The organism is Shimazuella kribbensis DSM 45090, from assembly GCF_000428065.1.
Lineage (GTDB): Bacteria > Bacillota > Bacilli > Thermoactinomycetales > Thermoactinomycetaceae > Shimazuella > Shimazuella kribbensis.
This window is the reverse complement of record NZ_ATZF01000002.1, coordinates 409,268-426,569: the sequence shown is the minus strand read 5'-3', so window position 1 is coordinate 426,569 and position 17,302 is coordinate 409,268. Positions and strand designations below refer to the sequence as shown.

The 17,302-nt window shown below is 36.2% G+C and carries 15 protein-coding genes; 7 read left to right on the top strand and 8 right to left on the bottom strand.

What is annotated here, in order from left to right:
• Positions 1-24 precede the first annotated feature (24 nt).
• Positions 25-714 (top strand): peptidoglycan recognition protein family protein, encoded by a 690-nt coding sequence (locus A3GQ_RS23520; protein WP_051271239.1) that lies wholly within the window; start codon positions 25-27, stop codon positions 712-714.
• Positions 715-881: 167 nt separating this feature from the next.
• Here A3GQ_RS23520 and hflX read toward each other — a convergent pair whose 3' ends face one another.
• A complete protein-coding gene (gene hflX, locus A3GQ_RS0105605; protein WP_028776218.1) occupies positions 882-2,138 on the bottom strand; it encodes a GTPase HflX in 1,257 nt (418 codons plus the stop codon).
• A gap of 430 nt (positions 2,139-2,568) precedes the next feature.
• Positions 2,569-3,957 (bottom strand): MFS transporter, encoded by a 1,389-nt coding sequence (locus A3GQ_RS0105600; protein ID WP_245596741.1) that lies wholly within the window; start codon positions 3,955-3,957, stop codon positions 2,569-2,571.
• Positions 3,958-4,251: 294 nt separating this feature from the next.
• On the opposite strand from A3GQ_RS0105600, the gene A3GQ_RS0105595 reads away from it, so the two are divergent.
• Both A3GQ_RS0105595 and A3GQ_RS0105590 read left to right on the top strand, forming a co-directional pair.
• Positions 4,252-4,671 (top strand): MarR family winged helix-turn-helix transcriptional regulator, encoded by a 420-nt coding sequence (locus tag A3GQ_RS0105595; RefSeq protein ID WP_051271237.1) that lies wholly within the window; start codon positions 4,252-4,254, stop codon positions 4,669-4,671.
• Between the two features lie 551 nt (positions 4,672-5,222).
• Entirely contained in the window at positions 5,223-5,819 is a 597-nt protein-coding gene (locus A3GQ_RS0105590; protein WP_028776215.1) for a peptidoglycan-binding protein, read from the top strand.
• Positions 5,820-6,533: 714 nt separating this feature from the next.
• Here the strand turns inward: A3GQ_RS0105590 and A3GQ_RS0105585 are convergent.
• Positions 6,534-6,845 carry a hypothetical protein gene (locus tag A3GQ_RS0105585; RefSeq protein WP_028776214.1) on the bottom strand — a complete coding sequence of 104 codons (312 nt, stop codon included), beginning with the start codon at positions 6,843-6,845 and terminating at the stop codon, positions 6,534-6,536.
• Positions 6,846-7,351: 506 nt separating this feature from the next.
• Between A3GQ_RS0105585 and tnpA the strand changes: the two genes are divergently transcribed.
• Together tnpA and A3GQ_RS0105575 are read left to right on the top strand one after the other, a co-directional pair.
• Positions 7,352-7,750: an IS200/IS605 family transposase gene (gene tnpA / locus A3GQ_RS0105580; protein WP_028776213.1), complete on the top strand. Its 399-nt coding sequence runs from the start codon at positions 7,352-7,354 to the stop codon at positions 7,748-7,750.
• Positions 7,751-7,754: 4 nt separating this feature from the next.
• A complete protein-coding gene (locus A3GQ_RS0105575) occupies positions 7,755-8,813 on the top strand; it encodes an RNA-guided endonuclease TnpB family protein (protein ID WP_028776212.1) in 1,059 nt (352 codons plus the stop codon).
• Between the two features lie 553 nt (positions 8,814-9,366).
• Here A3GQ_RS0105575 and A3GQ_RS0105565 read toward each other — a convergent pair.
• From A3GQ_RS0105565 to A3GQ_RS0105555, 3 genes are all read right to left on the bottom strand, one after another.
• Positions 9,367-9,795: a hypothetical protein gene (locus A3GQ_RS0105565; protein WP_028776210.1), complete on the bottom strand. Its 429-nt coding sequence runs from the start codon at positions 9,793-9,795 to the stop codon at positions 9,367-9,369.
• A 267-nt stretch (positions 9,796-10,062) separates the two neighbouring features.
• A complete protein-coding gene (hemQ, locus tag A3GQ_RS0105560) occupies positions 10,063-10,809 on the bottom strand; it encodes a hydrogen peroxide-dependent heme synthase (protein ID WP_028776209.1) in 747 nt (248 codons plus the stop codon).
• 117 nt (positions 10,810-10,926) lie between these two features.
• Entirely contained in the window at positions 10,927-11,943 is a 1,017-nt protein-coding gene (locus A3GQ_RS0105555; protein WP_028776208.1) for an LLM class flavin-dependent oxidoreductase, read from the bottom strand.
• Positions 11,944-12,093: 150 nt separating this feature from the next.
• Here A3GQ_RS0105555 and A3GQ_RS0105550 point away from each other — a divergent pair, with 150 nt between their 5' ends.
• The gene (locus A3GQ_RS0105550) at positions 12,094-12,423 is read left to right on the top strand and encodes an ArsR/SmtB family transcription factor (protein ID WP_028776207.1); all 330 of its coding nucleotides are present in this window, start codon (positions 12,094-12,096) and stop codon (positions 12,421-12,423) included.
• Positions 12,424-12,517: 94 nt separating this feature from the next.
• On the opposite strand, the gene A3GQ_RS0105545 is transcribed toward A3GQ_RS0105550, so the two are convergent.
• Entirely contained in the window at positions 12,518-13,483 is a 966-nt protein-coding gene (locus A3GQ_RS0105545; protein ID WP_245596740.1) for a M20/M25/M40 family metallo-hydrolase, read from the bottom strand.
• Positions 13,484-13,920: 437 nt separating this feature from the next.
• Positions 13,921-14,583, bottom strand: a complete 663-nt coding sequence (locus A3GQ_RS23515; RefSeq protein ID WP_051271235.1) for a DUF2238 domain-containing protein — start codon at positions 14,581-14,583, stop codon at positions 13,921-13,923.
• Positions 14,584-14,738: 155 nt separating this feature from the next.
• Here A3GQ_RS23515 and A3GQ_RS0105535 point away from each other — a divergent pair, with 155 nt between their 5' ends.
• On the top strand, positions 14,739-17,159 hold the full coding sequence (locus tag A3GQ_RS0105535) for an AAA family ATPase (RefSeq protein WP_169818251.1): 2,421 nt from the start codon (positions 14,739-14,741) through the stop codon (positions 17,157-17,159).
• The last annotated feature ends 143 nt before the right edge of the window (positions 17,160-17,302 follow it).

Here is a 17,302-nt window from a genome sequence, read left to right as displayed (position 1 = left end):
GTAGGGAGAAAGGAGTAGAGAAGAATGGAGATCAAACAAAAGCTTATACCTGCTAATAACAAAGAAACGAGACCAGGGCTTGCTTTAGACCCGATCTATATCACCATTCATGAAACAGATAACACAAATAGAGGTGCAGATGCAGATGCCCATGCCCGATTACAAGTATCTGGGAATAGTAGAAATGCTAGTTGGCACTATACCGTAGATGATCATGAAATATGGCAGTCTATTCCGGATAATGAAGTAGCGTGGCATGCAGGAGATGGGACAAATGGAACGGGAAATCGAAAAAGTCTTTCCATTGAGATTTGTGTAAATCAAGATGGAAACTTTGAAAAAGCAAAAGAAAATGCAGCATGGCTTGCGAAGCTTTTGATGAACAAACATAAAATTCCGCTTAATAACGTGGTTCAACATCATAAATGGAGTGGAAAAGATTGTCCGCGAAAACTACGAGCAAATGGTTGGAATGCATTTATTAATCAAGTGAATTTGGAGAGTGACGATGTGGTAGAAAACATGTATGATCTATCCTATTTTAAAGATTACCAGTTGATTGGTATACGTAGTAGCAAACATCCGAGTGAAATACATGAAAAAATAACTTGGGCTATGGAAGCAAATGCAAATTGTGTTTTATTGCTAAAGCGTGGATTTGATCTTCGTTTGTTACAAAAAACGCTTAACGATATGTATCCACCAAGTTCGTAAAAATAGCCCTGAATGACTTTTCTGTTGTTCAGGGCTATTTGTTTCTTAACCATGACAAATTGGTTTTTTAATGAAAGAAATTCAAATCCATACCAATGATAGTTTGAAATACAAAAAGACTATCCATAAAATGGATAGTCTGAACGGGGGGGGGGGNGAATTCAGAGTTATGTTACATAAGGTAGATATTTTTCTAGATCTGTTTGCCTACACTCCGCGATGACTTTCGCCCCATTTTCTTCATATTTGGTAGACAAAATGTTTGCCTCGTTTTTTAAATGAGCAAGTAAGTGATTTTGATCATACGGTATCAGCATTTCATAATATTGAAAGTCTTTGAAGATTTCCATGCGTATTATTTGTAGAAGTTCTTCTATTCCAATTCGTTTCTGTGCAGATAGAGTAATCGCATGTTCTTCGACATGAGGTATGCTGAAGTCGATCAAGTCTGCTTTGTTATACACATAAACAATAGGAATATTTTCTACTCCGATGTCTTTTAACACTTGATTTGTCACATCGATCATTTTTTGGTAGTTTGGGCTAGAGAAATCAACAACATGGAGAAGTAAATCTGCTTCTTTTACTTCTTCTAATGTAGACCGGAAAGCTTTCACCAAATGGTGGGGAAGCTTATTAACAAAGCCAACCGTGTCTGTGAGCAAAAAGGATTTCTGATCGTGGAGCTGTATTTTTCGAATTACGGTTTCCAAGGTAGCAAATAGCATATCTTTTTCAAATACTTGTTTAGCAGGGATATGTTGGGATTGTTCCACGATAGCATTCATGATCGTGGATTTACCTGCGTTCGTATAACCTACGAGGGAAACAACTGGAATGCCACTTTTTTTGCGTTGTTTCCGTTGTGTTTGTCGCTGAGATACTAGTAGTTTCAATTCTTTGTTAAGACGTGTGATCTGTTCTTCGATATTTCTGCGGTCTAACTCTAGCTTTTTCTCCCCAATCCCTTTATTTCGTGTACCAACTCCGCCACTTTGTCGACCGAGGGATTTTCGCAGACCTACCAATCGAGGAAGCATATATTGTAATTGAGCTACTGCTACTTGCAATTGAGCTTCTTTCGTTTGTGCTCGCTGAGCAAAGATATCTAATATCAAAATGGTCCGATCAATTACTTTACAATCTAAATCAGCTTCCAAGTTTCGAATTTGAGTAGGGGATAGTTCATCATTGAAAATGACAAGATTGGCTTCTTGTTCATCGATTTGACGCAATACTTCTTTTACTTTCCCTTTGCCGATGTAATGAGATGCTTGAATATGTTCAAGTTTTTGCACTACCTCACCGACTACTTCGACCTCACAAGCTGTTGCAAGGTCAGCAAGTTCAATCATGGTCGCTTCAAAATCTTCTTGATGTTGTAGTTTTACTCCGACAATGATCGCTTTTTGTATTTGTCCCAATTAGCAATACCTCACTTTATTTTTAATTTTTAGTTGTATAGTGATGTCATCTATGCATGCACCATACTTGCTATTGGATGTGTCGCAAAGCAATCAATTACACTTGGGTTGTCTGTCCTCGAAAATAAACAGGAACGAACAAACGATACATTTCTTTTGCTGTAAAAAAACACAACAAAAAGAGGGTAGATGTGTCTTATCGTACCCTCTTTTTTGTATGCCAATTCAGGTATCCTATTGAAAAAGGTAGACGAATCCCACAACTCTGTCATAAAAACAGAGTTTTTGATCACTATTCAGTTAGCGACACAAGTGTGAAGACGCAATCTTACCATTTTCAATGGAAACCCCTCCGCTCTAAGTTAGATGAAATTAGTGTAGCATGTATATTTATTATTTTCAATCATAAACATTGAATTTTTTTTATTTTTTATGAAGTAGATTCTTCAGGAATGGTATCTTGTTGTCGTCCAAAAGAGAAGACATAAAGCAATGTACTTGCAATTACGATCAAAGTAAAGATCAACATGATATTACTATACAAGTATGCATTCGGATTAGAAATCAATGGATGAATCGCTATTTTTAAAATAGACGATTCCATTGCTCTGGAAACAAGCGCGGTTCCAATGGCTCCTGATACGAAAGAAATCAAGTTGTAAAAACCCATGCCAACTCCGATTTGTTTGTTAGGTAAAATATTGGTGACACTTTCTATCAGTGCAGTTTGTAAGAAAGAAAATCCAATATATTGGATGATCAATGCCATTCCAATGAACCAAACCCATAAACCGATTACGGATGCTTGTAAAAATAAACTCAATGTGATTAAGCCTAAACCAAGGTATACGACAAAATGGCTACCTTTTTTTACGGTGAGATTACCAGCCACTGTTCCAAAGATTACAGCACTAAAAGCACCAGGGAACATGATAAGTCCAATCGTCTGTGTATTTAATTGATAAAGTTCATCAAACATTAAGGGAAGAACAAACATCATACCCATAACTGTGCTGAAAATCAGAAATCCAATGATGAGCGCGTTCCGGTAAAGACGATTGGAGAAAAGTGCAGGTTCTACAAAAGGATTTTTTACACGACGGATATGGAAAATAAACCAGATCAAAGCAACAAAAAAGACAGGAATATAGAACCAATGTGTTTCTGTCAAGTAAAGGATAAGAGATGAAACTACTATTCCCATCAAAATGGTTCCTATAATATCTAGTTTTCCACCACTACTCTGCTCATTTGGTAAGATGCGATGGAAAAATGGTAAAGCGACTAAAGAAAACACTGGGATGATAAATAAATAGGACCAATGATATGTACCAGATATATAACCACCTAATACAGGTCCGATTCCAATGGCAAAAGAAACAACAGATGTAATAATCCCGAATAATTTTCCGCGCTGTTCTTTTGAATAGTACCTAGCAATAATGATCATCACTAGAGCCGGTATTGCCGATGCCCCAGCACCTTGCAAAGCTCTTGAGACGATAACAATAGGATAAGAATTGTGGAATGCAAATCCGATAACTGAACTTATGCTGTACAAAAGTATTCCAAAGGTAATCAGCTTTTTGATACTAAAAGCATCAGAAAGCTTCCCATAGATGACTGATCCCATTCCAAAAAAGATAATAAATATGGTAATGATCCAGCTCACTTGAGATGGGTTTAACTTAAATTGGCTTGCGATATTTGGGGTAGAAACATTAAAAACCGTTTCGTTTAATACAGCAAAGAAAATGATATAGACAATCCAAGGTACCAATCGTTGCATATTTGGTGACGAGGAGTCAGTGGTAGTCATAAAATTCATTCCTCTCTAACATTAAATTCACCTATATTTAATACATGAATATATTTAATTTTTGTAAAGTTTTCTAGATGAAAGAGATAAAAAATAATAAAACAACAAAATATTAAAACACAATCCTAATTCCTTTCTTTCTCGCTTTTTTGTCAGTAATTATTTATTATATTACTAACAGAGAGAGTAGATTTACACGTTTGAAATGTATATAATTCATACTGTGCAAATAGATGATAAACGATTGTTTACTAATTGTCAATGCATTTAAAAAAATGAAAAGGATGTTTGTATATGTCAGCAGAAATAGGGTGTATTGCAGGTAATTTTGTTCGACTTTTACCCCTGTTTTATGAAAAATTTCATACTCGCAAACGGTCGGAGTTGACTTCTCTGCAAATTCATATTTTAGAGAGCCTTATTCAATGCAACGAAAGAATTTCGATGACTCAGTTATCAATAAAAATGGATATTTGTAAACAACAGTTAACTACTTTGATTTGTAAATTGGAAGAAAAAAAATATGTGGTAAAACAACAAGATGAAAAAGACAGACGTATCATGAAATTATCGATTACACCAAAAGGAGAAGATGTAGTTCAAGAACACTGGGCAGAAATTTGTAAGAAGATAAGTACATTAACAAAAGAGGAACTATCCGATTTAGAATATGCATCCTCTAAAATGCTACAAATCATAAATAAAATAAACTGACTATAATAAGTACGATAATAGGTAGAAGTTGAAACGAGCAAAGTGGATCAAAACCCAATATTTTTGACTAGCTATGGAGTATTGACGCTTGGAAATTTCTTTCATCATTAGGAGTTCCCAAGTGTCAAACATCCTATGGCTATATTCTATGCTTATTTTTGACGATTAGGTTTCTATGCTATAATCTTAATCCTTCTTTTGGAATTTTTTATCTAATGAGAAAATTAAGATTTATTTTATGTTACTATGATAGGTGTCTTGTTGTAAAAGCGTTTCTAGAATAAGAAGAAAGGATCGTAGGCACTCGTTTTTAGTCAATCCGACATACATAAAAACTTGCAAATGCAACAATGAAGCAAAAATGAATCAAAACGAACTGCGCTTGCAATGTAAAGAGTGTGAGTATACTTGCTGTGTATATCTAAAAGAGCTATTAATATAGATAAGGCTATCTAGAGCCAAAGCCATTTCATATACCAAACATAAATATATTTACATATTTTTTATATTTATATAAAATATTTTTAGATTTTCATAAAAGGGATGTCGATATGAGTAAATCCAAATTAGTTATATATACAGGATTCATCGTTTCAGCTTGTTTATCTTTATTCATTTTTTTGGTGGGTTTAGGAATGAAATTATATCATCATTTTACAGATGATGATAGGGATATAGTAAATAGCACAAAGCAAATTGTCAGCCCTCGAAATAATATCCACCAAAATTTCAAATCTAGTAACCAATCTGTTAAAAAAGATAATAACCCAAAGCAATCTCAGAGACACCAACAAACACCTTCCAGCACCTCTCAAGAAAAAACGATAGTAAAACAATTACCAAAAACAGAAGGTCAATCGAAACCAAAAAAGAAAACGACTTCTGCTATTTCTCGAGAGTTTCCTGGGAAGCAATATTTCAAAATGGGATCGAATAATAAGTATGTTACACAATTAGGTTACCTATTAATCAATGCCGGTTTTGGGAAATACTATACAAAAGGACCCACTCCTAACTTTACAGTAGCTGATCAAAAAAATTGTCAAGAATTTCAAGAAGAACAAGGTTGGAGAGGTTCCAATGCAGATGGGTATCCAGGAGAAGAAACTTGGAAACGATTGATCCTGATTTGGGATAAGAATCACTAGAGATGTATTATTTTGAGACTCCACACGACTAAAGTCGTGGGATTCTTAGGTAGTTAGCGCACTCACTCCATTTCTGNTTTGTGCAACTCCCAAGTTCAGGGCTGTCTCATCAGCCCGTCCCATGCAGTTAGAAGGGTACCCACATGGGCGGAACGCCTGTTACCAGCGTTCTAGTCCTCTTCCTGCCTCTAATGGTTTTACTCGGTAGGAGACAGATCCATTTGCTACCGAAACCCTATACCATTAACATTTTCAAAGAACAAACCTACTAGCCGTAGGATGATCACCGATCATGTGTTCTAATGTACAAAATATTCGTTGCTCTTGCAACCCCTTTTTTTGGGGTTTGGAGCAACGCTGTCTTTCAGCCCACGATTCAAACCGTGGGCTTTCAGTCGGCAAAAGTCTGTAATGGAGAATACATTTGAATTGTATAGATTCAGTTTTGTCTTTCTAAATTAAAAATCTAAAATAGAGGATAAACATGACAAAACAAGATTTTTAGCGTTCGAGTAAATGAGATTTTATAGGGTACTGCATGGATTGTAAAGGTGCTCTTTTTAAATAATATTGATGTAGTTCTCATCAAGCTTATATATGGCATCCTTGCAGGAATGGAAAGTCACTAAAACAGACAATAGCAACTACAATCTCTACTTGACTTGAATTCTGAGAGGAATTCAAAGAAGCTCTCTAAAGATATCAGGATTATCTTTAGAGAGCTTCTTTCATGTATTTGTCTACTTCTTTGAGAAAAGTTTTAAATTCTAGTTCCATTTCTTCCCATCCGTTTGTTTTCATCCAGTTAATGATATTCATCATGTATGGATGATCATCTGGGTAATCCTCGTTGTATCCTTTCTCGAGAATAGGCTTCATTCGTCCAATCATCTGAAAACCTAGAGTGAGAAAATCCATCTGATCTTTAGCGAAAGGTAATAGGTACTGTAAGCAATTTCTCTCCTGTTGCCATTGCTGAAGTATTCTTCGCTTGGTGAAAGTTACATTATGACTTTGATGTTCCATTTTCCACCTCATAATATGTATATTGGAAAATATTATAACATTTTAAAATGAAAAAGTCGCTTAAATTTGATTTAGACAAAAAAGATGAGAGTAATCATGGCTGATTTTAACAATGATTTTATTAATGAATAAATATATTCAAATTAGATTTTATTTTATGTTATAATTTTTCTGAATATTATTTGTGAAAAAGTACCCATTTCCATTTCATTTCACAACATCCCTATCTACAATAATTCCCTTTAATCTCTATACATGGATGCTGCATGTTTTGTCTATAAATATGCTTTGGAGGAAAACCATTTGAAAAAAAATATTCTACATTGTCTATCGCTTCGGTAAATTCATCTGATGTCAATTACAGAATTTTGCCGACTGAAAGCCCACGGTTTCAATCGTGGGATGAAAGGCGGCGTTGCTCGGTATCCCCTTTGTGGGGATGCTTAGAGCAACAATTTTTTGTCTCTATCGTTGCAGTATAATAATAAAACTAATACAATTAAACTATGGAGCAAGAATATAGAAGAACTCAAACCACTGTATCTTTAATCAACTATCATTTTGTTTTCTGTCCACGCTATCGAAGAAAGGTATTGGTAAATAAGGTAGAAGAACGATTCGAGCAGTTAGTGGCAGAGATCTGTCAAGAGAATGATTGGATCATTGTAGCCATGGAAGTGATGCCTGACCATTGTCATTTGTTCTTGAATTGTCTTCCTTCTGATTCTCCATCTGATATTATGGCAAGAGTGAAAGGAGTGACTTCTAGACGATTGAGACAAGAATTTCAACATTTGTCTCATCTGCCAAGTCTTTGGACACGCTCTTTCTTTGTTAGTACAGCAGGGAATGTATCTAGTGAAACCATGAAACGCTATGTCGAAGCACAGAAAACAAGGGGGTGAATCAATGCCTACGATCACACTACGTTTGCAGCTACATAACCCCACTGGGGCCAAACAGCAAATGTATCAAAGAATGACCGAGATCAACACAGATTTTGCTAACTGGTTCCTGTTGCATCCAGAAGCCAATAAGGCAACGAGCACAATTTTTAAAGAATTCTCTGATGAGAACTTTCCTTCTGCTGTTGTGAATCAAACCATTCGTGAAGTGAAATCTCAAAAGAAAAATCAGAATGCAAAGACTTTCCGTAAAATATGGTGCAGTTTCAATAATCAAAACTTGAAGGTGGAAAGGAAGAGTGAATGCTACACTGTCTCTTTCCCCGCGCTTGAAAAGCGAGTAGGAGTTCCAGTAGTAGCAGAACCATTTCAAGTAGCATGGCTAGAGAAGATCCTCAATGGAAATGTGAAACAAGGGGCTGGAAAGCTCTATCAAAAGAAAAAGAAATGGTATCTTGCAATTCCGATCAGTTGGAATGTGGAATCCTCTCAAGATGAAAAAGTCATGGGGATTGACTTAGGTCTTCGCTATCTAGCTGTTGCTAGTATTGGAACGAACTCTCTTTTCTTCAAAGGCTCTCAAGTCGCTAATTCTCGTAGACGATATTCATCCAGAAGACGGAAACTAGGACAAGCAAAAAAACTGCAAGCTATCAAGAAATCAAAGGATAAAGAATCTCGCTGGATGAAAGACCAAAACCACAAAATCAGTCGTCAAATTATTAACCATGCACTCGCCAACGGTGTTGGAGTGATTCGCATGGAAGATTTGACTGATATTCGCAATACTGCTAAATCAAAAAGAATGGATCAAGGCCGAAATCTACATTCATGGTCGTTCTACCAACTCAAAGAATTCATCAAGTACAAGGCTGAAATGGTTGGTATTGGTTTTGAATTAGTAAATCCGGAATACACCAGCCAAACTTGCAAATGCGGTCATCAAGCAAAATCAAATCGAAGTGGTTTAAAGTTTCGATGTAAAGAGTGCGGACACACCTGCCATGCCGATCTAAACGGAGCCATTAATATAGCGAAAGCAATTTCGGGTTTAGCAGCCTAGCGTACTGGTAACAGGTACGCCGCCCATGTGGGTACATTCTAACTACATGGGACGGGGTGATGGCACACCCCTAAACTTGAGCGTTGTCCAAAACGGAAACGGACTGCGGACACTAACGACTCAAGAATCCCACGCTTTCAAGCGTGTGGAGTGTCAAACTAACCAGATCTTTAGAATAAATGCGGATGGGACGAATCTGCAACAAATCAGTAGCGAGCCAATACATGTTGCTGATATCACAGATTGGAAATAAAAAAGGGAGCCTCACTTGTGAATATACCAGTTCTAACACTTCACATCTTTTTATCGTCTGATCAGCTAACGCTGGTCAGGTTTTGTTTGTGATACAGCATATTTTTTACACACAAACAAGATCCATGATAAAGTAACAGAGGAAAACATCATTTTGTGTTGCCTCTGTTCATATGGGACTTTTTTAATTTACATATAGGAGACAAGTTGTATATTTTTTCGAAAAAAACGATGGATAAAATAACGTAAATCAGTAGTGGGTAAATAGATTCTCCCTTCTTTTTTCTTTTCTTAGGAGATGCTACATATGGAGAAGGGAATTAAGAACAGCTAGCTCCTGTGGGAGCATCATGACCATCTGAATCTTATGATTCGGATGATCACCCACTTTTACACATCGAGATTTTCCCATAGCCATCAAGCTAAAGTGAATGGTATCACCTAGATAAATGAACAGCAACGAACAAACTCCCTGCATGATGTAAGGGAGTTTGTTCCTATATATCGATATATTAATTTTAGATTGGTACCCCGTCACACCAACGGGGCAGGAACCAGTTTGAAATTCAATTTCAGAGGGCGTCGGGATAGTAGTCCCAGTACGAGACGTTCTGGTTGTACTCGATGCGAGACTGCTCTTCTGGAGTTGCGTTGTTGTACTTGCAGTTATTGCAGTACCGCTTCTCTGGTTGGGAGTCCAAAGTGAACAGGCCAACATTCTCTTGTCCACAGTCTTCACACTTACCGAACATGTATCCTCCTTTCAAGGTTCCCATATCCTCCTCTTAGTGAGAAAGATGCTTACTGTAATTATAACAAAAAAATATTCAAAATACATAACTATCTTTCATCTCTTCAAGTTGGGGTGATTATTTTGTTTTTAACTTGATGGTTATAGGCCTCTTCACTTGTGATATATAACTTTTTTTAATACTGACAACAGGTAGAAAATAGAGAGACAAAAAGGCTGATCTATACCGATCAACCTTTGGTTTATTTAGATAATGAGATATTTATTTAAATCATCATTGGAAAGACGGCATCCTGTATAAAAAGAACCGAAATCTCCAAATCTGGCACTTACTTCATCAAAGCGCATTTCTTGAACAATCTTTTTGAATTGAAGTGGGTCTTCTGCGAACAAGGTTACGCCCCATTCCCAATCATCTAATCCAACAGAACCAGTAATGATCTGTTTTACCTTGCCAGCATAAGATCTACCTATTAATCCATGGCTTTTCATCATCGTTTTACGTTCTTCCATAGAAAGCATGTACCAGTTATCTGCTCCATCTCTTCTTTTGTCCATTGGATAGAAACTGATATATTTACTTTTTGGTAAGATTGGTTTTAACCTTGCTTGGATGTGTGGATCAGTATCTGGGTCCGTTCCAGGTCTCATTTGATAACCGCTTAATTCCACGACTGAGATATAAGAGTAAGCAGGAAGCAGAAACTCTGCAAAACTTGTTTTATCGAATTGGTTCTTTACTTCACTTAGTTCTTCTAAAGTAGGACGTAGATGAACAAAAAGCAAATCTGCTTTTTGACCTAGAATAGAAAATTGTCCAAAACTGCCATGTTGGTTGTCCTCGAGTGAAGCATAAGAGGCTGTTAAGTCTAATAATTCTTGGATGATTTTTTCTCTTTTTGAAGGATCCGTTGACTTCCAACTTGTCCAATCCATGACTCGAAAATCATGACTTACATACCAACCTTCATAAGTAGTAACCATTTCTCCCATTTATTCCACTTCCTATTAGACAAATTTAAAAACCATCATTTCCATATTAACAATTAGATAATCCAATGCATTCTTACATATGGACGTTTTATGAAATTTAGTTAGATACAACAGCAGTTAACTATATTTATTTGTTAAACCAAAAGCATTTGCAAGCAGTTGATAGGAATGAATTTTGTGGTCCAATTTATTCATAAAAGATACTACCATTACTTCGTCTGTTTCATACTGATCACACAGATTTTCGATCTGCTTCTTTACTGTACTAGGGTTACCGACAACCATGCGCTTTCGATTTACAGCAATTCGATTACGATCATAGTCGGTATAAGGATAAACTTGTGCTTCTTCTATGGTTGGGAGCCCTTCCGTAGTAACTCCTTTTTCAAGCAAAAGCAGAGCGAGATCGCCACTCTTTGCTAGTTTTTCTGCCTCTTCCTCTGTATTTGCGCAAAATACAATGATTGCCAGCAGTGTTTGAGGTTTTTCATTAACAATACTAGGCTTGAATCTATCACGGTAGTATTTTACAACATCCACTCCGCCTTCTCCATTTATAAATTGCGCAAAAGCATAACTAGCCCCACGTTCTGCTGCGAGTAGTGCGCTTCCGCCACTTGATCCCAATAGCCACATTTCAGGTGCAGTATTAATTTTTGGCGTTGCAAAAAGCGAAGGAAAACGAAAGTCTTTATCAGCTAAATCATAAAGATAGGTGATTAAATCATCTAGTTGTTGTGGGTATTTATCCGCATATGTACTTCTATATTCTTGCAGTGCTTTTGTAGCTAGATGGGTTCCGCCTGGAGCTCTTCCAAGTCCCATATCAATTCGATTTGGAAATAAGCCTTCTAATACTCGGAAATTTTCTGCTACTTTATATGCGCTATAGTGTGGGAGCATGACACCCCCTGATCCAATACGAATGGCATTTGTTACTGTAGCCAAATGACTCATCAAAACCTCAGGGCTAGAACCTGCCAGATTTTTAGCGAAGTGGTGTTCAGAGACCCAAAATCGATGAAACCCTAGCTTATCTGTTTCTTTAGCTAGATGGATCGTATTTTGGAATGCATCAAATGCTGTTGCACCAGCTGATATCAAGGATTGATCCAATACACTAAGTTTTATCAAGTTGTTCACCTCTCCTGTAGTATCTATTGGTAGGAAAGAAAATATAAGGTAGATCTGACTGTAGAGTTTATTTATGAATCTGTATCATTTTATCATAACATGCAATTTCATTCCTTGACAGGAATATTCCTTAATGGGTATATTATAGATATGAAAGAAATACTGCAAGCACTAGCTGAACCAAACCGTTTTCACATTGTAGAATTGCTACGGAAAGGACCACTGACAGTCGGAGAAATAGCAGAGTATCTCCAATTGAGGCAGCCACAAGTTTCCAAGCATTTAAAAGTTCTAAGTGAGGCTGGACTTGTTCAGGTGCAGCCAGAAGCTAATCGACGGATCTACAAGCTTCAACCTCAATCATTTCGAGAATTTTATAATTGGATTGATTCTTTTCGGCAAATTTGGGAGGAAAGATTGGATTCTTTAGATGCTTATTTGCAGCAATTGCAAAAAAAAGAAAAGGATGAAACAAGCTGATTGGTTAATACAGTAGATTGTTTTAGAAGAAAGAGTCTTATATGAAGATAAAAATAAAAGAAATCCCATTCCATCTTCTGGAATGGGATTTCTTTTATTGTAATTCCTTGTCGGCTTTTGCAACTAATTCAGTTAGAACTGTTGTAAAAGATTTTAGATGAGTTTGTACTCGACCAGGGAATTCTTGTTCTAAAAAGGTCAAATTATCTTTTGCTGTATGCCAAATTGCACCATGTTTTACTGTTTGGGTATATCCATCCAAGTCACCGATTTCCCAGTTGGTTGCTTCGAAATATGCATAAGGGATGCCAGCAGCCTTAAATGGTGAATGATCGCTCCAATCGCCAGTTGTGCCTGCTGGATACTCAGGATTTAATCCAGGGTTAGTAGACATTGGTATTTTGTGTTTTTTAGCGATTTTTAGTGCAAAATCACGTAATTTTCCTTGTGATCCTTGATCGCCATAAACATACATGTTATCTCCCGCGATCAAACTATCTAAGTTAATCATTCCTACTGTATTTTTCTTCTCTTCATCTGTCATTTTCGAAACATAGTACTTGGAACCTTGTAGACCAGCTTCTTCCGCACCAAAGAAGATCACTTTAACGGTATAAGGTGTTTTCTTTTTGGAGAGGGCTTTCAGCGTTTCTAATACAACACCAATACTGGAACCGTTATCATCAGCTCCCTTACCTGTGGAGACTGAGTCATAGTGTGCTCCGATAATAAGTACTTTGTTTGATTTTCCTTTTTTTGTAGCAATGACGTTTTGTGATTGGTATGTTACTTCTTTTCGTGTGTAGGAGAAATTTTGAATCGTTGGATGTAGACCAAGTACTTGTAGTTGAGTAGCAAGGTATTGGCTAGCATTTTTTTCAGCTACCGTACCTGCAACTCGTGGCCCGATGTTTTCGGAAAGATATTGCACTTGTTGATAGGCAGTTTCTCCTGTATCTTTTGGTTTTGCAGATGCAATAGAAAATGGTGTGATAAGGAGTGATAGAGATAGTGCACTAGTAAGTAATAATTTCCAAGGCCTAGGTCTGGATGCAATCAAAATATAAACCTCCTAATTGGATATAAAAATTATAATACTTACTAATTCTATAATATTTTAAAGTGAATTACTATCTTATATGAATGGTCCTATCATAAGAAGAATTTATAATCGAACAATTTGGATAGATGATGGTAAAGAAATGAAAAGGTATTTTTGTTGTATCTTTAACAAAAAGTAAAATATTCTGATTTTTATCCGGTTTTAATATTATAGGAGGAAAAGTGAGTAGAGAAGTGTGTATGAGGATATGATCGGGTATGAAAGGGAATTGTACGAGATTGCTTTGATTTAGTTTATCATTTTAGACAATAGAAGAAAAAAGGAAAATAAGTAGTCTGCCTAAATGAGGACAGACTACCTAACTTAAGCGAACTCAACATTCAACGATTCGGTAAATTTTTCATCTCATAGAGAATACTTATCTCATCCATAAGCTAATTCGGTTGTAATTGATGTTTGGGTTTCTTGTATTTCTTTTTATGAGTGTTTTTCTTTTTGGTGATGAAGCTGATTTGTTTATTGTGGACTTTTCCTAAACATAAAATGATAATAGCCCCTGTCAAAGCACAAATGATATCCCAATGAGAATCAAAAATATCACCCTGATAGCCGAGGAAGTTTTGGATGTCCCCCTTAAAAAGAAAAGCCATACCAAATTCAAATATTTCGTAGAGAGCACTCAATGAAACGCTTAGCATGCCTACAATAACAAATAGCCACTTTTCTCGATGAAAAAAATTTGTTCGAATAAAGTATTCTCGCATCAAGACAGCGGTAACCATGCCATAGAAAATATGACCAAATCGATCAAAGTCATTTCTTTTTAAATGAAACATAGTTTTTATATCATGAAAAAAGGGAACCCGAGCATAAGTATAATGTCCTCCTATTAACATAGTGATTGTTCCAAAAAAGATAACCCAGTAAGACAGAGGTGTGAGTGGAAATCGTTTATAGGTAAGAATTAATACTACTATTAAAATGATCGCTGGAAGAACTTCGAAAAACCATACGCTTCGTTTAATTGGATGAATGCCTGACCATACGAGAACAATGGTAAAGAGGATAAGCTGGATCAATAACACCATCTTTTTCATCAATTCACCTCTTTGAAATATATATCTTTTATGTTCTCGAATAATTGATATGTCTATACATTAGGTTCTATTGCCTTGCTTGGTTTAGAATCTTGCTTCTATTCCAAGCAAAAGGTAAGATTAATGCGAGTATGGTTTTATTAGGAGGTGCTTATTTGTCCCAAACTTCATTGCAAAAAGGGAAAAGAGAATTAACAGAGCTGTTATACACTCGAATTCGAACAGATGGATATCGGAAAATTTCCCCTGATGAATTGAATATATGGAAGAAAAAAGCGGAGTATAGAGCAGAAGAATATATGACTACCTATCCATTTATGCGACCAATACGACATATATGGATTGGATACTTTAGTCTCTCTCTCATTTTTAAACTCGTAATAGTTGCTATCTATCTTCTTGCTTCCATCGGTTTACCAGGAGAGTACCTGTTTAATTTATTTGTTTTATTTCTTATCTCTCCTATATGGTTAGGTATTTTAGGTTACATGGTTCAAAAATCATCTCTACTGTTATCAAAAATGATAAAAGGAAGCGAGTTAGATCGATTTCGCAATAATTTGGTAAATTATACAAATTTAATCATGGATATGATCAATCTAGATAAAGACCTATATACATATCGAGTTGCCTCTTGTGGTAGTGATTTTCCTGATTGGTTTGATATTTATTTAGAAAAACAGCAAGCATATAGTACTGTTACTACTTTTCAAGAACAAAAGTACTTAGAAGTTTTCTTTAATCAACGAATTCATCACTATGCAGTCCAGCAGAAAGACGTTTACTTTCGTATCAATATCATGAATAAAACGTTATATACAGAAGAAGAAAGAAAGAAAAAGCTGGACCAAATGCATCAACAAGCTTCTGTATCGATTCAGAATCACCAAGGATGGCAATTTGATATGTCGGCAGAATTAGCTACAACAACAACACAACTCTCTCATCAAGACAAAGAAAAACTGTTAAAAGAAGCAATGACAGAGTTAGATGATATGATTGGACTAACTCCAGTAAAAGAATTTGTCCTTGAAATGAAAGATATGGTAGCGATCCAAATCGAACGTGCTAAAATTGGACAAACGGTTCAGAGTCAAAGCTTGCATATGATTTATACAGGTAATCCAGGTACAGGTAAAACAACAGTAGCACGCATTGTGGCAAAGATTTTCAAAGCACTTGGAGTGGTATCAAAAGGACATTTGGTTGAAGTGACAAGAGAAGATCTTGTAGGAGAGTTTATTGGACATACAGCACCTAAGACTAGAAAAGTAATCGAGAGGGCGATCGGCGGAATATTATTCATTGATGAAGCATACGCACTTTCTCGTGGCGGAGATAATGATTTTGGTAAAGAAGCAATTGATACCTTAGTCAAAGGAATGGAAGAAAATCGAGACGATCTTATTGTTATTCTTGCTGGGTACACGAAAGAAATGACAGAGTTTATGAAGGTGAATAGTGGATTAAAATCACGATTTCCAAGTCAAATTCAATTCCCCGACTACTCTGCAGAAGAATTGTTATCCATTGCGAAAACTTCGCTTGCAAAAGAACAATTTCAGATCGATGATGTAGCGGAAAAAGCGCTGTTATCTGTTCTAGAACGCAAACAAATAGCTGGAAGAAACGATGATGGGAATGGTCGGCTTGTCCGGAATGTCATACAAGAAGCTGTCCGCAAACAATCCAAACGTTTAAAACAAAATGGTTTTCAGTCACCAGAAGAATTGAAAATATTACGTTCCGAAGATTTTGGTGTAGAAGCTTCCGATACAATGTTTGATCTAGAGGCAGAGTTTGCAAAAGTAGTAGGTAACAAACAAGTAAAAGAGCATATTCGTTCTCTTGTAGCACAAGTAAAAGTCCAAAAACTCCGAAGAGATCAAGGTTTCTCTAAAGGAACAGGACAATCGCTCCACATGATTTTTAAGGGCAACCCTGGTACAGGTAAAACAACGTTTGCTCGTATTATTGGTCAAGCATTAAAGGAACTTGGAGTTTTAAAATCAGGGCAATTAATAGAAACAGATCGAAGTGGTCTAGTAGCTACTCATATAGGACAAACAGCACAAAAAGTAAATGAAGTCGTCAATGAAGCGTTAGGTGGTATTTTATTTATTGATGAAGCATATGCCTTGGTTTCTAAAACAGAAGGTGATTTTGGCAAAGAAGCAATTGATACGTTGGTTAAATCAATCGAGGATCATAGGGAAAATCTGTTAGTTATCTTAGCTGGTTATAATAGAGATATGGATCTCTTTTTACAAACCAATGCAGGTCTTACCTCACGTTTTCCCAATGTATTTCAATTTGCTGACTATACGACAGAAGAACTTTATCAAATCTTATTACGTATCGCAGATGGTGAACAATACCAGCTTACACCGGAATGTAAAAATGTTATTCTTTCTATTCTCCGTTCCCATATTCAAACCGGAAACTCGAGTAATGGGAGATTTGTTCGCAATTTATTTGAGCATGCAGTAAGGAAACAATCTGTTCGTTTAGGTAATCAGGCAAATATACAAAAAGAAGATTTAATAAAATTGCAACCCGAAGATTTTATTCAATAAAAAGATGCCCTGTATTTTAAACAGGGCATCTTTTTTAGGGATCTGAACATAAAACTGTATCCATGATTCAAACTAGCGGTAATAGAGCAAATAGTAGTAAAATACGTTATAGCTAGGCTGATGTAATATTTACATATTTGGGA

What these genes read in the sequence shown, in the direction of transcription:
- A3GQ_RS23520 (WP_051271239.1), top strand. Translation starts at nt 25, where the DNA reads ATGGAGATCAAACAAAAGCTTATACCTGCTAATAACAAAGAAACGAGA.
- A3GQ_RS0105600 (WP_245596741.1), bottom strand. Translation starts at nt 3,957, where the DNA reads ATGACTACCACTGACTCCTCGTCACCAAATATGCAACGATTGGTACCT.
- A3GQ_RS0105595 (WP_051271237.1), top strand. Translation starts at nt 4,252, where the DNA reads ATGTCAGCAGAAATAGGGTGTATTGCAGGTAATTTTGTTCGACTTTTA.
- A3GQ_RS0105590 (WP_028776215.1), top strand. Translation starts at nt 5,223, where the DNA reads ATGAGTAAATCCAAATTAGTTATATATACAGGATTCATCGTTTCAGCT.
- A3GQ_RS0105585 (WP_028776214.1), bottom strand. Translation starts at nt 6,845, where the DNA reads ATGGAACATCAAAGTCATAATGTAACTTTCACCAAGCGAAGAATACTT.
- tnpA (WP_028776213.1), top strand. Translation starts at nt 7,352, where the DNA reads ATGGAGCAAGAATATAGAAGAACTCAAACCACTGTATCTTTAATCAAC.
- A3GQ_RS0105575 (WP_028776212.1), top strand. Translation starts at nt 7,755, where the DNA reads ATGCCTACGATCACACTACGTTTGCAGCTACATAACCCCACTGGGGCC.
- hemQ (WP_028776209.1), bottom strand. Translation starts at nt 10,809, where the DNA reads ATGGGAGAAATGGTTACTACTTATGAAGGTTGGTATGTAAGTCATGAT.
- A3GQ_RS0105550 (WP_028776207.1), top strand. Translation starts at nt 12,094, where the DNA reads ATGAAAGAAATACTGCAAGCACTAGCTGAACCAAACCGTTTTCACATT.
- A3GQ_RS23515 (WP_051271235.1), bottom strand. Translation starts at nt 14,583, where the DNA reads ATGAAAAAGATGGTGTTATTGATCCAGCTTATCCTCTTTACCATTGTT.